Source organism: Bacillus sp. DNRA2, from assembly GCF_012843265.1.
Taxonomy (GTDB): Bacteria; Bacillota; Bacilli; order Bacillales; family Cytobacillaceae; genus Bacillus_BU.
This window is the reverse complement of sequence record NZ_JABAIT010000005.1, coordinates 122666-137604: the sequence shown is the minus strand read 5'-3', so window position 1 is coordinate 137604 and position 14939 is coordinate 122666. Positions and strand designations below refer to the sequence as shown.

At 36.3% G+C, this 14939-nt stretch carries 18 protein-coding genes; 8 read left to right on the top strand and 10 right to left on the bottom strand.

From position 1 onward, the window contains the following. Positions 1-187: 187 nt before the first annotated feature. The 4 genes from ribD to HHO41_RS06575 all read left to right on the top strand — a co-directional run bounded on the left by ribD (position 188) and on the right by HHO41_RS06575 (position 3368). Complete coding sequence (ribD, locus tag HHO41_RS06590) at positions 188-1294, top strand: bifunctional diaminohydroxyphosphoribosylaminopyrimidine deaminase/5-amino-6-(5-phosphoribosylamino)uracil reductase RibD (RefSeq protein ID WP_169096707.1); 1107 nt, start codon at positions 188-190, stop codon at positions 1292-1294. Positions 1295-1442: 148 nt separating this feature from the next. Further along, on the top strand, positions 1443-1850 hold the full coding sequence (locus HHO41_RS06585; protein ID WP_169096705.1) for a MarR family winged helix-turn-helix transcriptional regulator: 408 nt from the start codon (positions 1443-1445) through the stop codon (positions 1848-1850). Between the two features lie 16 nt (positions 1851-1866). Further along, positions 1867-3051 (top strand): MFS transporter, encoded by a 1185-nt coding sequence (locus HHO41_RS06580; RefSeq protein WP_169096703.1) that lies wholly within the window; start codon positions 1867-1869, stop codon positions 3049-3051. 83 nt (positions 3052-3134) lie between these two features. Beyond that, positions 3135-3368 carry a hypothetical protein gene (locus HHO41_RS06575; RefSeq protein WP_169096701.1) on the top strand — a complete coding sequence of 78 codons (234 nt, stop codon included), beginning with the start codon at positions 3135-3137 and terminating at the stop codon, positions 3366-3368. A gap of 60 nt (positions 3369-3428) precedes the next feature. On the opposite strand, the gene sda is transcribed toward HHO41_RS06575, so the two are convergent. After that, a complete protein-coding gene (sda, locus tag HHO41_RS06570) occupies positions 3429-3554 on the bottom strand; it encodes a sporulation histidine kinase inhibitor Sda (RefSeq protein WP_248278391.1) in 126 nt (41 codons plus the stop codon). Between the two features lie 249 nt (positions 3555-3803). Between sda and HHO41_RS06565 the strand changes: the two genes are divergently transcribed. Further along, positions 3804-4007: a DUF6501 family protein gene (locus tag HHO41_RS06565; protein ID WP_169096697.1), complete on the top strand. Its 204-nt coding sequence runs from the start codon at positions 3804-3806 to the stop codon at positions 4005-4007. A 35-nt stretch (positions 4008-4042) separates the two neighbouring features. Here HHO41_RS06565 and yidC read toward each other — a convergent pair whose 3' ends face one another. The 5 genes from yidC to HHO41_RS06540 form a co-directional block, all read right to left on the bottom strand. Then, the gene (yidC, locus tag HHO41_RS06560; protein WP_169096695.1) at positions 4043-4825 is read right to left on the bottom strand and encodes a membrane protein insertase YidC; all 783 of its coding nucleotides are present in this window, start codon (positions 4823-4825) and stop codon (positions 4043-4045) included. Positions 4826-4851: 26 nt separating this feature from the next. Further along, a complete protein-coding gene (locus tag HHO41_RS06555; RefSeq protein ID WP_169096693.1) occupies positions 4852-5142 on the bottom strand; it encodes a hypothetical protein in 291 nt (96 codons plus the stop codon). 154 nt (positions 5143-5296) lie between these two features. Continuing rightward, entirely contained in the window at positions 5297-6037 is a 741-nt protein-coding gene (gene pflA, locus HHO41_RS06550; RefSeq protein ID WP_169096691.1) for a pyruvate formate-lyase-activating protein, read from the bottom strand. 81 nt (positions 6038-6118) lie between these two features. Beyond that, a complete protein-coding gene (pflB, locus tag HHO41_RS06545) occupies positions 6119-8374 on the bottom strand; it encodes a formate C-acetyltransferase (protein WP_169096689.1) in 2256 nt (751 codons plus the stop codon). Between the two features lie 388 nt (positions 8375-8762). After that, the gene (locus HHO41_RS06540) at positions 8763-9212 is read right to left on the bottom strand and encodes a cupredoxin domain-containing protein (protein ID WP_169096687.1); all 450 of its coding nucleotides are present in this window, start codon (positions 9210-9212) and stop codon (positions 8763-8765) included. A 289-nt stretch (positions 9213-9501) separates the two neighbouring features. Between HHO41_RS06540 and HHO41_RS06535 the strand changes: the two genes are divergently transcribed. Beyond that, positions 9502-10650, top strand: a complete 1149-nt coding sequence (locus HHO41_RS06535) for a D-alanyl-D-alanine carboxypeptidase family protein (protein ID WP_348981228.1) — start codon at positions 9502-9504, stop codon at positions 10648-10650. Positions 10651-10699: 49 nt separating this feature from the next. Here the strand turns inward: HHO41_RS06535 and modB are convergent, their stop codons facing one another. Both modB and HHO41_RS06525 read right to left on the bottom strand, forming a co-directional pair. Continuing rightward, positions 10700-11353, bottom strand: coding sequence for a molybdate ABC transporter permease subunit (modB, locus tag HHO41_RS06530; protein WP_169096685.1), 654 nt, complete (start codon positions 11351-11353; stop codon positions 10700-10702). A gap of 168 nt (positions 11354-11521) precedes the next feature. After that, a complete protein-coding gene (locus tag HHO41_RS06525) occupies positions 11522-11764 on the bottom strand; it encodes a YkuS family protein (RefSeq protein WP_169096681.1) in 243 nt (80 codons plus the stop codon). A 108-nt stretch (positions 11765-11872) separates the two neighbouring features. Here HHO41_RS06525 and HHO41_RS06520 point away from each other — a divergent pair, with 108 nt between their 5' ends. Next, positions 11873-12007, top strand: coding sequence for a YuzL family protein (locus HHO41_RS06520; RefSeq protein ID WP_169096680.1), 135 nt, complete (start codon positions 11873-11875; stop codon positions 12005-12007). A gap of 71 nt (positions 12008-12078) precedes the next feature. On the opposite strand, the gene HHO41_RS06515 is transcribed toward HHO41_RS06520, so the two are convergent. Beyond that, positions 12079-13704 (bottom strand): ABC-F family ATP-binding cassette domain-containing protein, encoded by a 1626-nt coding sequence (locus HHO41_RS06515; RefSeq protein ID WP_169096677.1) that lies wholly within the window; start codon positions 13702-13704, stop codon positions 12079-12081. A 291-nt stretch (positions 13705-13995) separates the two neighbouring features. On the opposite strand from HHO41_RS06515, the gene HHO41_RS06510 reads away from it, so the two are divergent. Then, positions 13996-14136 carry a hypothetical protein gene (locus HHO41_RS06510; RefSeq protein WP_169096675.1) on the top strand — a complete coding sequence of 47 codons (141 nt, stop codon included), beginning with the start codon at positions 13996-13998 and terminating at the stop codon, positions 14134-14136. 64 nt (positions 14137-14200) lie between these two features. On the opposite strand, the gene HHO41_RS06505 is transcribed toward HHO41_RS06510, so the two are convergent. Then, a complete protein-coding gene (locus HHO41_RS06505; protein ID WP_169096673.1) occupies positions 14201-14800 on the bottom strand; it encodes an SCO family protein in 600 nt (199 codons plus the stop codon). Positions 14801-14939 lie beyond the last annotated feature (139 nt).

Here is a 14939-nt window from a genome sequence, read left to right as displayed (position 1 = left end):
TTTAAATTTACTATACAACATGGTAATAGTCAATTAGTTTATAAAAATATTCTGCAAAATCAATTTTGGGCATGTTATAGATGTGGCCTTCAAACTTGACGCTATTTAGTTACTATTTTATGGTCAATACAAGTAGATAAAAGTCAGTTAATAAAAAACACTAATTATCATTTAAGGAGTATATGAAATGAAAACAGATCAATATTATATGAAGATTGCGCTTGAGCTTGCAGAGACGGCGAGGGGGAAGACGAATCCGAACCCATTAGTTGGAGCAGTTATTGTCAAAGATGGGATGATAGTGGGTTCCGGACTACATCGAAAGGCAGGTGAACCCCATGCTGAGGTTCATGCATTTCGTATGGCTGGTGATCACGCTAAAGATGCAACTCTTTATGTTACTTTAGAGCCATGTTCACATTATGGTAAGACTCCTCCTTGTGCAGAATTGGTGAAAAATTCTGGAGTCAAGCGAGTGGTTGTGGCGATGGAGGATCCAAACCCACTTGTTGCTGGAAGAGGAATTAACTTGATTAAGGAAGCTGGAATAGAGGTTGAGGTCGGAATTCTCGAAACAGAAGCTCGCCTTTTAAACGAGCGCTTTATCCATAATATGATTACAGCTCGTCCCTTTGTGATTTCCAAGGTGGCAATGACATTGGATGGAAAACTGGCAACCTATAACGGACATTCCAAATGGATTACTGGAGATAAAGCAAGAGAAACTGTTCATCGACTTCGAAATCAAGTTGATGGAATCATGGTCGGGATCGGTACGGTTCTTTTGGATGATCCAGAATTAACGACCAGATTACCTGAAGGTGGAGGTGAAAATCCGATTCGGATTATCTTAGATTCGAACTTGAGAACTCCTTTGGATGCCAAAATTGTTAAGGTATCTGACGAAGTGAAAACGTGGATTGTGACTGGACAAAATGTGGACCTTGAAAAAATAAGTAACTTAAATGCATTGGGAGTAGAAGTCATTTCAGCTCCATTAAATGAAACAGGACTTGATCTGTTTGTTGTGTTGCAGAAGTTATTTGAAAGAGGCATTACTGAACTTTTACTAGAGGGTGGAAGTGAACTAAATGGTGCTTTCCTTAAGGAAAACCTCATTGATAAATATTTAGTTTATGTTGCACCAAAGCTATTAGGAGGGCGAAATTCAAAAACTCCATTTGCAGGAAGCGATCGAGAGTCGATGGATGAAGCAGTGAATCTTGAATTTCACTCGATAGAACAAATTGGAAGCGACATTTGTATTACTGCGTACCCGAAAAAAATGGATTAAGTGAGAGCCATATGATTTTGTAAAAACTTTTTTTGACAAAACCTGTGAAAAAGGAATATACTTACCTAAGTAACTATTTCGATTCCAAGAAATAGTTACTTTTTTTCGTAAAATAGTTACCTGGGTAAGTAATTAGGAGGATGTTGCTTTGGATAAGCATTTATTTCATCAAATCCATCAATTATCAAGAAAATTAACGAAGCGATTAAACGAAGCATTATTGCCTTATGGCATTTATGGAGCACAGTGGTCAGTTCTTTTTGTGCTAAAAGAAAAAGGGACATTGACGCAAAAGGAGTTATGCGACTATTTGAGTGTTGAGGCACCTCCAATGACCCGAACCATCAAGCGACTAACAGATCAAGGATATGTGGCTTACGAGAATAGAACCGACCGACGAAAGAAGTATATTACTTTAACTCCAAAAGCACTTGAATCGTTTCCGTTATGGGAAAAGGCGGTAACAAAAATGGATGACACCCTCATTCAATCATTACCAGAATCAGCTAGACAGGAACTTTCAGCGTTAATCGCAAAGTGGTTGCGCGAGCTTTAGAAAAGAGGTTTTTTCAATGAATACATCTTCCTTATGGACAAAGGATTTTTTGCTTATCTCGATTGCTAATTTTTTTCTATTTTTAGCGTTTTACATTTTGTTGGTTACTTTACCGGTGTATGCAATCGATCATTTGCAAAGTGAAAATACAGAGGCGGGATTGTTAACTTCGGTATTTTTAATATCCGCCATTATCATCCGCCCATTTGCCGGTTATTGGCTTGAGCGCTTTGGTAAAAAAATAATCTTGGTTGTCGCTTTATGCTTTTTTGCGCTGCCAACCTTTTTCTATTTTGGACCTGACTCTATTATAGGTTTATTAGTCATCCGCCTTATCCATGGAATCGGATTTGGGATGAGCACGACGGCGACAGGGGCTATTGTTGCTGATTTACTACCAAATTCAAGAAGGGGAGAGGGAATGGGTTATTTTGTTCTCTCGACGACGATTGCGATGGTGGTTGGTCCGTTTATCGGGATTACAGCAATCAATCAGTGGAGTACGACGATATTATTTTCGATTTGTATCTTCGCTGCGTTGTTGGCTTTATTATTGGGTTTAGGTGTGAAACTACCTGAATTAACAACGCAACAAGCGAACATAACGTTTCAGTGGAAGGACTTATTTGAACCTTCAGCGCTCCCTATTTCCTTACTTGGAGGCTTGCTTGGCCTCGTTTATGCTTCTATTCTTTCATTTGTGTCAGTATATGCCAATGAGATAGGACTAATTGAGGTGTCTAGCTACTTTTTTGTTGTTTATGCTGTTGTATTGCTCCTATCACGGCCATTTACGGGTAGGATTTTTGATTTATATGGGGAAAATTGGATTATCTATCCGGCACTATTATGTTTTGCTGCGGGGATGTACGTGCTGGGAATCGTGAATTCTTCGCACATATTTATGTTTGCAGCAGCACTTATTGGTTTAGGCTGGGGAACAGCCTCGCCGAGCTTTCAAACAATTGCCGTACAATATGCTGCACCTACTAGACGGGGGACGGCAACGGCAACCTATTTATCGGTATTTGACTTTGGGATAGGGGTTGGCTCATATGTGATAGGTGCGGCTATGAGTCATATTAGTCTAGGGCATATTTATCAGTTTAGTTCGCTGATCATTGTTTCGGGGATATTCATGTATTATTTTATCCATGGAAGAAAAATATCGAAGCAGCATAAATATGTCCAAAAGGCATAGTTTGAAAATTCGACATATTTATTTACAGAAAATTTGGTATATAATGAATATATAGAAGAATTATGGAGGAAGGAAGTATTAGAATGCATGAACTAAGACACAGTTCACATCGCGTTTCAAATAATGAGGAAAATATCGCATTTCTAAATGAGGATGGGATAGATGTTTTCTTGTCTGGAGAAAGATTTCAGCATTGTTTATTAACAGGTGAATCAAAGCTGCAAATTGAAACGATGGAAATAGTCGGTATGACACTTCATGAGAAGCGAATGCATCCACAATCCACAAATGATTTAACTTTTATTGATTTACCATAAACCATTTACTTGTTTTACAAAATAAACACCGCTGTAATAATTTACAGCGGTGTTTTGATATTATCCTTTTTTAAATGGTCTTAAACCACGACGTTGAATTTCATCCTTTAAAACTTTAATCCAATCCTTATCCTTATCCGACTTTAATGCATCACGATACGAGACGATTAACTGCTCATTACTCATAATTTTCACTTGCATGCCTCCTCGGTTTTAAGGAAATAATATTAAGTTTTAATTTATTGTAAATGTTTTTTCATGTTTTGAAAACCCAAAATTATATTTCATTTATATTAATTTTTGTGACAATTTTCAAAATGTTCAATTATTAAAAAGTGGACATTAATTCCATCAAATAGTTAATAAGTAGTTGCGGAATGAAATGTCTATTCCTTATAATGATTGAAGATGAGCTAAATAAAGGAGTGGCAAATTTTGATTCAACATACATGGCATGATCGTGATTCAATTAAACAAGTAATTTGCGTCCATACAAATGCAAAAAAATACGTTGTTAACCAAGTATTAACTGTGGGACAAACCTATGCAGTTAAAAATGAGACTGAGGAATTTTATTTTATCCTCGACAACTCTGGTAAAGTTGGCGGATATTATAAAGAGTATTTTAAAGATGCATAACAAAATGCCAGCCTGAGATTAGGCTGGCATTTCTTTTATTTCTCAACTGAAGCTGTCTTTGTAGTGGACGGTTGTTGGTATAATTTCCGAGCTAACATCGTTTGCAGAATAAGGAAGAAACCGCCGATTGTCCAGTATAATGGAAGTGCAGCAGGGGCATTTAGTGACATAAAGACGATCATGATAGGGGAGATAAGTCCCATCATTTTCATTTGCTGCTGCTGTTCAGTTGGAAGATTTGATTGTGATACCTTAAATTGAAAATAGTAAATCACACCAGCAATAGCTGTAATCACAAGATCAGAAGAACCAAGATTAAACCAAAGGAAGGAGTGGGTAGCAATTTCTTTTGAGCCTCTAATGGCATAATATAAACCCATGATAATTGGCATTTGAATCAGCATCGGTAAACAGCCCATCGCCAGTGGATTAACACCATGCTTTTGATATAACCCCATCATATCTTGTTGAAGCTTTTGTTGCTCCTTTTTATCTTTTGTTGCTTTAAGTTTAGCCTGAATCTCCGTCATTTCAGGCTTTAAAGCCTCCATTTTTTCCTTCATCGCTGCTTGATTCTTATATTGTCGCAACATAAGTGGCATTAATACTAAACGTAAAATAAAAGTAATTAAGATAATCGCAATACCGTAGCTTCCTTGAAAAAGGTCTGCCAAAAAGGTTATTGCAGATGTAAATGGTTGTACTAAAAAGTGATTAAACCAACTGTCACTATTTTGTGTAGTTGCTTGTGAACAGCCTGATAATAATGTGATTAACCCAATAATAATAAAAAATAATGATGTTTTATAAGCTTTCATGATTTCCTCCTAAAAAATATTAATTTCTAGCTTTGGAAGGAAATCAGTGTTGCTTCCGAATCATCACCAGTTCCGGTTTTATTACGAATATATTTTATCATCCAAATTAACAGCCGATTCGGTAAAACACGGCTTTTTCTTTGGATCATGATATCATGAGTAGTTAACTTTACCTGTATTTTTCTAGCGAGTAAATCGATGGATGTTTCCTTAACAGACCAATCAAACCACAATTTTAATAAAAGGCCAAGAACAAGCCCGACATAAATTGAATATAGAGCGTACGTATTGGTAAAATCCAACAGATATTCAAGCATTATTCTCACCTTCTTTACTACGAATGTATTGAGTATATAGAATTACAGACAGAAGAGCAATGGTAAATTGAAGGAAGCCAACTGTAATACGAATAAACGAAGAAAAAGTTTCAAAAAAAATGCTTCCTCGATAGAAGAAGCACTGTAAAAAAGTTTAGATTTTTACCATTTGCTCAGTGAGTAATTGATAAGCTTCTGATACTTTTTCGTCACTAGGTGGTTCTACGTCCTTAAGCGGATATTCCAAACCAAGTGCCTCCCACTTATAAACACCGAGTTTGTGATAAGGCAGGATTTCTACCTTAGCTACATTTTTTAAGGTTGCAATAAACTCGCCCATTTGCCTTAAATCCTCAACATCGTCAGTTACTCCAGGTACTAATACGTGGCGGATCCAAACCGGAATTTGATGTTGAGATAGAAACTTAGCAAACTCCAAGATGTGATCATTCGCCATACCAGTTAATTTAATATGTTTCTTACGATTAATGTGCTTTAAATCCAGTAAGATTAAATCAGTGTAGCTCATTAATTCCTTTAATTGTTCCTGGAATTGCGGGGAAGTAGAATAGCATCCGCCTGACGAATCAATCGTTGTGTGAATTCCTTGCTGTTTACACGCTTTAAATAACTCGAGAAGGAATGGTATCTGCAAAAGTGGTTCACCGCCACTTACAGTAATTCCTCCACCTGAAGCTTGTATAAACGGTAAATAGGAGCGTAGATCATTCATGATTTCAGAAACAGACATTTGCTTACCAGTACCTATTTCCCATGTATCCGCATTATGGCAAAATTGACAACGCAAGAGACAGCCTTGCGTAAAAATTACATATCGAATTCCTGGGCCATCGACAGTACCAAATGTTTCAATTGAATGAATGTTTCCGAGCATAATGAGCTCTCCCTTCAGTTAAAAACGAACCTTCCGCTTCAGAGGGAAGGGAAGGTTCCATTCTTAGTTTGCTTATATTTACTACATTGTTTCGTGGAACGTTCTGTTAATAACGTCTAATTGTTGTTCTTTTGTTAATTTAATGAAGTTTACAGCATAACCAGATACACGAATGGTTAACTGTGGATATAATTCTGGATGCTCCATTGCATCGATTAATGTTTCACGGTTAAATACGTTAACATTTAAGTGATGACCATGTTTTTGTGTATATCCATCTAAAATGGAAACTAGGTTGTTTACACGTTCGCCATCTTCTTTACCAAGAGCTTTTGGTACGATAGAGAAAGTATTAGAAATTCCGTCTAAAGCAAAGTTGTAAGGAATTTTTGCAACAGAAGTAAGGGAAGCAAGCGTTCCTTTTGTATCACGGCCGTGCATAGGGTTTGCTCCTGGTGCGAATGGTTCGCCAGCACGACGTCCGTCTGGTGTGTTACCCGTTTTCTTACCGTATACTACGTTAGAAGTAATCGTTAAGATTGATAAAGTATGCATTGAATCACGGTAAGTAGGATGCTTACGTAACTTCTTCATAAAGGTCTCAACAATCTCTACTGCAATGCTGTCAACTGCGTCATCGTTATTTCCGTATTTAGGGAAATCGCCTTCTGTTTCGAAATCAACTGCAATTCCATTTTCGTCACGAATTACTTTTACTTTAGCATGTTTGATTGCGCTTAATGAATCGGCTACAACACTTAGGCCAGCAATACCAGTTGCCATAGTACGAAGAATTTTCGTGTCGTGAAGCGCCATTTCAATGCGCTCATAGCTATATTTGTCATGCATATAATGAATTACGTTAAGTGTATTGATGTAAAGTCCTGCTAACCATTCCATTACGATGTCAAAACGTTCCATTACTTCATTGTAATCAAGGTATTCTGATGTAATTGGTTGATATTTTGGTGAAACTTGAATTTTTAGCTTTTCATCCATACCACCGTTAATCGCATAAAGAAGGGCTTTAGCTAAGTTAGCGCGAGCGCCGAAGAACTGCATTTGCTTACCAATCTCCATCGCTGATACGCAACAAGCAATTCCGTAATCATCGCCGTATTCAGGGCTCATGATATCATCGTTTTCATATTGGATTGAGCTTGTTTTAATTGACATATTTGCACAATATTTTCTGAAGTTCTCAGGAAGCTTTGAAGACCAAAGAACGGTTAAGTTTGGCTCTGGAGCTGGTCCTAAGTTATCTAATGAATGTAAGAAACGGAATGAGTTCTTTGTTACTAATGGACGGCCGTCTAAAGCCATACCCCCGATTGATTCCGTAACCCAAGTAGGGTCTCCGCTGAATAAGTCATTGTAATCTGGTGTTCTTGCAAATTTTACAAGACGAAGCTTCATGATAAAGTGGTCAACGATTTCTTGTACTTCTGCTTCAGTTAATACACCTTCTGCTAAATCTCTTTCAATGTAAATATCTAAGAAGGTTGATACGCGACCAAGGCTCATCGCTGCACCGTTTTGCTCCTTAATTGCTGCTAAATATGAAAGGTATAGCCATTGGAATGCTTCTACTGTATTTTTAGCAGGAACAGAAAGGTCAAAGCCATATTTTGCTCCCAATTGTTTTAATTCACCTAAAGCGCGAATTTGTTCAGAAATTTCTTCACGTAGACGAATGACATCTTCAGTCATAACCATTGAAGTAGATTTTAAATCTTTTTTCTTTTCTTGGATCAAGAAGTCAATTCCGTATAATGCAACACGACGGTAGTCACCGATGATTCGACCGCGGCCATAAGCATCTGGTAGACCAGTGATGATTGCAGATTTACGTGCCATTTTCATTTCATCAGTATAAGCATCAAATACACCAGCATTATGAGTTTTACGGTAATCTGTGAAAACTTTTTCTACTTCTTTATTTAGTTCGTAACCATAAGATTCACAAGCTTGTGCAGCCATACGGATACCACCAAATGGTTGCATAGACCGTTTGAAAGGTTTATCGGTTTGGACACCAACTACTTTTTCAAGATCTTTGTTTAAATAGCCAGGGCCATGTGAAGTAATCGTTGAAACAATATCAGTGTCCATGTCTAAAACGCCGCCATTTTCACGCTCTTGCATTGTTAAATCCATTACTTGATCCCATAGCTTAGTTGTTGCCTCTGTTGGACCAGCTAAGAAAGACTCATCGCCTTGGTATGGTTTGAAGTTTTTTAGAATAAAATCACGAACATTTACTTCTTTCATCCATGGACCCTTATTAAAATTTTTCCAGTGTTCTTTTTGCTGAGTAGCTGTTTTGGTTTGTTCCATTTACTGAGCACCTCGTTTGGTTGAAATTAATGTAACAGTTTTGATGAATTCATCATATAATTTGTAATACAGATTGCATGTGAGTAAAATCACACCCATTGAGATGTTTTGGCTTTGAAAACCCTTTAAATGCTTATATACCAACGGTTTGTGGCTTTTTGACAATATCGTGAAATACATTTGGTTTCCAGTTGAAAATACAATCTGTACTATAATTGTTTTCGTCGTGTTTCAACTGTTATACAAAAAGATTATATTAATATAACGATTATTATGAAGTCAAACATGTTAATATAATCTCCTATTTCCTTAAAAATTGGTCTGGAAATTTCTAATCGTAATAGGTTGCACAAAAAAAACAGTGGGAGCACCCACTGTTTCAAAGTTGCTAATCCACAATAATATAGGCAATCATGGGGCCATTATGCTCCTTATCAGGATGAGTTAGACAAATCATCCGATAAATGCCTTCTTTTGAAAATTGAAGTGGAATAACAGTTTCTTCATTTTGAATTATCGTACCTTTAATCTTAGTTCCTTCAATTATAAATGGATGACTACGGCCGTTAATACCTAACACCTTTAATTCGACTTTTTCTCCTTGTTTGATAAAGATTGTACCTGGATCCCATCTGTAGGCCTCGATTTCCTTTCCATCAATGGTCTTCGCTTTGAATTCACCTGTGACAATATGAATTTCTCTAGTTTTTCCAGTTGGATTAATTGTTGGAATATCTTTTTCTGTATTTGTAAAAAGCCAAATGGTTGTAACAAATAACGAGCAGAAAAGAATGAAGAAAATGGCTAACGTTCTTCTTTTTAATATGAAGAAATGCAAGTACACTCCCCCTTATGGTTGTCTACTCCCAATATATGCATGGTATAGGTAAAAACTTGTCCGTATTTTAAAAACAATTAAAATAAACAACACAAACATGATTGTAATAAAATATTAATATTTTTAGATTCTTTTTAATGATATAATTCGTTGTTGATTGAACTGATATTCTGCTTAAGGGGATAGTGAAAAACGAAGGTCATTATCTTATAAATATTTTTCTGTATCAGTATTTCTAATGGCTTAATGGTAATTATTGTAATATTAATATAGAAAGTTGTGTAATAAAGTGAAAAAATTATTGATCTTGTTTTGTATGATTTTTGTTGTACTTTTTTCATCAGTAACCGTCTCAGCTGAAATAGGAGGGACTACATTACAAATAAAAAGTGAAGCGGCAGTTTTATTGGATTCGCAAACAGGTGCTATCTTGTACAGTAAAAATTCTCAGGAACGAATGTATCCTGCGAGCTTAACGAAAATTGCAACAGCAATTTACGCAATAGAAACAGGCAATTTAGCGGATTCAATTGTTGTGAGTGAAAATGCAGTAAATACTGAAGGAACCAAAGTCTATTTAGAACCAGGTGAAACAGTCACATTACACCATCTGCTTCAAGGTATGTTGATTAACTCTGGAAATGATGCTGCCGTTGCAATTGCCGAATACTTAAACGGAGATGTTGAAACTTTTTCAAAAGAAATAAACAAATACTTAAAGGAAAAAGTAGGCATTTCAAATACGCATTTGACAAATCCAAGTGGACTTTTTGAGGCTGACCATTTTACAACTGCAGAGGATTTAGCCAAAATCACTGCATATGCACAAAAAAATGCAACTTTCAAGGAAATATTCGGGACAAAGGAGTTAGCTTGGGACGGCCAAACTTGGGATACAACATTAATTACGCATCACCAAATGTTAAAAGGTGAGGTTCCCTATCCGGGGGTAACAGGTGGCAAAACTGGATTTGTAAACGAATCCAAACAGACGCTTGCTACAACTGCAGAAAATGGCGATATGAAATTAATCGCCATTCTTTTAAAAGCTGATTTTAAACGTGATATATATAGTGACACAAAAGATTTGTTTGATTATGGCTTTCAAAATTTTAAATTAACACAATTACAAGATACAAATACGTATCAGGTTCAAGATAAGGTTTTTAAGCTATCAAAGCCTACTTTAATTACTGAGCCATTAGCTGGAGCCACTTTTGAAGTGTCAGAACAAGGAGTCTTAAAGATTCAGTCACCGGAAAAACAGACATTTCAGGAAATTCAATTGGATCAAGTTAAAAAACAGCTAATAGATGAGCCAGTTGCAGATGAATCTCCGAAAAAAGTTCCGATTACTAGCATGAGCGCTTTTTTTGGGATAGTTGTTGTCCTTGCTGCGGGTGCAACGATTAGTGTGATGAAAAAACAGAAAATGTAATAAAAAGGATGATGTTTTTCGGTTAATTACCAAAGTACATCATCCTTTGTTATTTTATGATGTTTGTCATGAGCAGCATGATGAATGATATCAATACCATCATCGTTACAAACAACCAAGCTAACTCCATATTTCCAGAATCAAGTGCGATATAGACAGCGATTGGTATCGTTTGTGTTTTACCTGGGATGTTGCCTGCAAACATGAAGGTGGCACCAAATTCACCCAAGGCGCGTGCAAACGCCAAAATCATCCCAGAAATGATCGATTTTATCGATAATGGTAACGTGATGAATAAAAAAACCATCCAATTACTTGCCCCATCTATCCGCGCAGCAGCCTCAATATCACTGTCTACAGCCTGAAAGCCTGTTTTTAGTGACTGATACATAAGCGGAAAGGAGACAACAATTGCAGCAATAAGTGCCGCCCACCAGGTGAACATGATCGAATGTTGAAGGATTTTTTCTATCCATTTGCCAACAGGACTTTGGGCGCCGAATATCATTATTAATAAAAAACCTACGACGGTGGGGGGAAGTACAAGTGGCAAGAGGAGCACAGTTTCGATGATTGTTTTTCCGCGGAAAGTAGACTTCGTCATCCAATATGCAATTAAAATACCAAAAAGGAGCGAGAAGATTACGGCGACTGTAGAAATTTCTAAAGAAAGCTTAACTGGAATCCAAAACTGTTCACTCATATTTTTCCTTTCAATAATCACTGTGTTTAAAACATAGTTGCATTATACCGAATTAAGCAGGGAATAAACAGTGATTTCAATTAATAGAAACAATTTAATTTCAATACATATTGCCATTAAACCAATCAAAAAAGACTAAAGATTACTTTAGTCTTTTAAAGGGTTATATTATTGGATTCGTCGTTCGACCTGTTGGCAAATCTCATCAGCTGACAGGCCGTTTGCCTCAATTACAGAAGCGCTTGTAATTGTGTTATTCATACCCATAACATTTGAATCCAAGCCCGTAATCACACAACAATCACAGCCTTTTGCATCTTGTTCTTGCTTTAATTCAACAATATCGTATCCTTTTTCACGAAGTGCTTGTTGAACATCAGTTAAAGATTGCTCTACACCTATTTTGGCCAAAGAAAAACACCTCCTTCACACATGTAAGCTTTCCACCATGTCGTGAAAATATTCTTGAATCATTTGGAGAAAATAATCCGTGAACAAGACATGTTGGGAGGTGTAAGGATGAGTAATATACGAAAAAAAGATCCATCAACGATTGGGTTAAATTCTTCACAGGTGGAAGGACAAGGGACCACTACGACGGAAACGGGTTCACGTCAGGCAAATTCTTCTCGCAAAAAACAAAAGAAGTCATAATGATCAAGGGTAGGAGTAGTATAAAAAATGAGAAAAATAAGGAGGGGATTTTTATCCCCTCCACAATTAGCTTAAGCGCCAGTATACATATCAGCTATTTGTTTTTGCAACTTTGTATCCTCAAGATACTCATCATAGGTCATCTGCTTATCGATTACGCCATTAGGTGTAATTTCGATAATGCGATTTGCAATCGTTTGAATAAACTGGTGGTCATGTGAAGAGAAGATAAGTGAGCCTTTAAAATTAATTAAGCCGTTGTTTAGGGCTGTAATGGATTCAAGATCCAAATGGTTAGTAGGCTCATCTAGTAGTAGCACATTAGATCCGCTCAGCATCATTTTTGAAAGCATACAGCGTACTTTTTCTCCACCGGACAACACACTTGCCTTTTTTAGTACATCTTCACCGGAAAATAGCATACGCCCCAGGAAGCCGCGTAGAAAGCTTTCGCTGTCATCCTTTGGAGAAAACTGACGCAACCAATCAACAAGATTAAGCTCACAGCTTTCAAAGAATTCTGCGTTATCCTTCGGAAAATAAGCCTGAGAGGTTGTGACACCCCATTTAAATGAACCGCTATCTGTCTCAAGTTCACCCATTAGAATTTTAAATAAAGTTGTTTTGGCGAGTTCATTAGGACCGACTAAGGCGATTTTGTCACCTTTATTCATAATGAGATTGAAATCATTAAGAACTTTAACGCCTTCAACCTCTTTTGATATTGACTCAACACGTAATAAGTCATTTCCGATTTCACGCTCTGTAGTAAATCCGACATATGGATATTTACGTGAGGAAGGGCGGATATCATCTAATGATATTTTATCTAATAATTTTTTACGTGAAGTTGCCTGCTTTGATTTTGAAGCATTCGCACTAAAACGAGCAATGAATGCTTGTAATTCTTTAATTTTTTCTTCTTTCTTCTTATTGGCATCTTGTGCCATTTTTACTGCTAACTGGCTAGATTCGTACCAGAAATCGTAATTTCCTACATAGATTTGAATTTTACCAAAATCCAAATCTGCAATATGGGTACAAACTTTATTTAAGAAATGACGGTCATGGGAAACAACAATGACAGTGTTTTCAAAATTAATCAGAAATTCTTCAAGCCATTGAATTGCCTTGATATCTAGGTGGTTCGTAGGCTCGTCCAGTAGTAATACATCCGGTTTACCGAACAATGCTTGGGCAAGTAGAACTTTAACCTTTTCTCCACCCGATAAGTCAGCCATCTTCTTATAATGAAGATCTTCTTCAATTCCAAGACCTTTTAGTAAGATTGCTGCTTCGGATTCTGCTTCCCAACCATTTAATTCGGCGAATTCGCCTTCAAGTTCAGCTGCGCGCATGCCATCTTCATCGGTAAAATCTGCTTTCATATAAATGGCATCTTTTTCTTGCATGATTTCATAAAGTTTTGAGTGACCCATGATGACAACTTTTAACACTTCATGCTCTTCGTATTCAAAATGGTTTTGTTTTAATACTGTAAGGCGTTCATCAGGTCCCATTGATACTGAGCCTGATTGAGGTTCAATTTCTCCAGATAAGATTTTCAAGAAAGTAGATTTTCCGGCTCCATTTGCACCGATTAATCCATAGCAATTCCCTGGTGTGAATTTTATATTAACATCTTCAAATAATTTTCTGTCGCCATAGCGCAAACCTACATTACTAACTGTTATCATTTATAATCCTCCAAAAACATAATCTAAAGAATTATATCATAAAAATCGTTGCGAGCGAATGATTTCCTTTGATTTCACATGAAGTAATAGCCAGAAATGTAATAATTGAGTCAAATAAGGGGTGAATACCTTATGTGATATTAGTCGCACAAAAAAGTGTCGAATATATGATAATAATACAGAAATTTCAGAAATGCAAAAAAATTGATCTATTTTTTCAATTTTTACTGTATTCTAGTGCTATTTTGTGTAAAATAGAATTGAATCGGGTAGGGTAAAGGGGTTTTTAAGATGCCAAAAAATCAGTTAATTGATTTTGTAAACAAACTAAAAGAATCTGGAATAAACGTCAGCTTTACAAAACCTAGATCCCATTATGTAATGAAACTAGTTACGGTGAAACAAACTCCTTCAATGACGATTAAATCATAAATGTAAAAAGCGGTGAATCAATGATTCACCGCTTTTTTTAGATATAAAGGAAGAAACAATCTTCCTAAATCTCATCCATTATTTTATTAAAGACGTCTTCACGATCAAAATCCTCACCCATTGGGAATTTTTTTACAAATTTGTTGTTTTCATCAACTAAAAAGGTGAGTGATGTATGAACGTAGTAACCATCACCAGGGTCGCGGAATTGGAATTTAAACGGTTCTGCGATTTCATTAATTTCTTTTAAATCTTCGCGGATGTTATTTGGGTCACCTGTAAGAAAAATCCAGTTCCCGTCGTCCTTAATATCAAAGTTCTTCATGTACTGTGTCATTACTTCGGGTGTATCTTTATATGGATCGATGGTAATGGTAATGAATTGAACCTTCTTACCAAAGACCCCCTCTTTTTCTAAATCCCTTTTTAGCAAATTCATTTTTTGAGTCGTTGTAGGGCAAATGTCTGGACAGTTTGTGTACATAAATTCAACCAGCTTTAATTTTTTGTCAGCGTTCTTAAATATGTACGGTTCGCCATGTTGATTAACTAATGAAGCATTGCCCGGTATTGTTGCATTTGCATCTCGTATTACAAAAAACATAATTCCAGAGGTAATACCGATTAATATAAGAGCTACAACAAGTATATATGTTTTCTTCATTCATGATCCCCTCCCCATATTTAAGATAAGGAAAAAACTCACATAATCATATGGACATTTTGTGAACTCTTTCATAATCTTTCCAAAAATCTATACAATAAAAAAAGAAACAATATTTTCTGAATATATTGAAAAGATA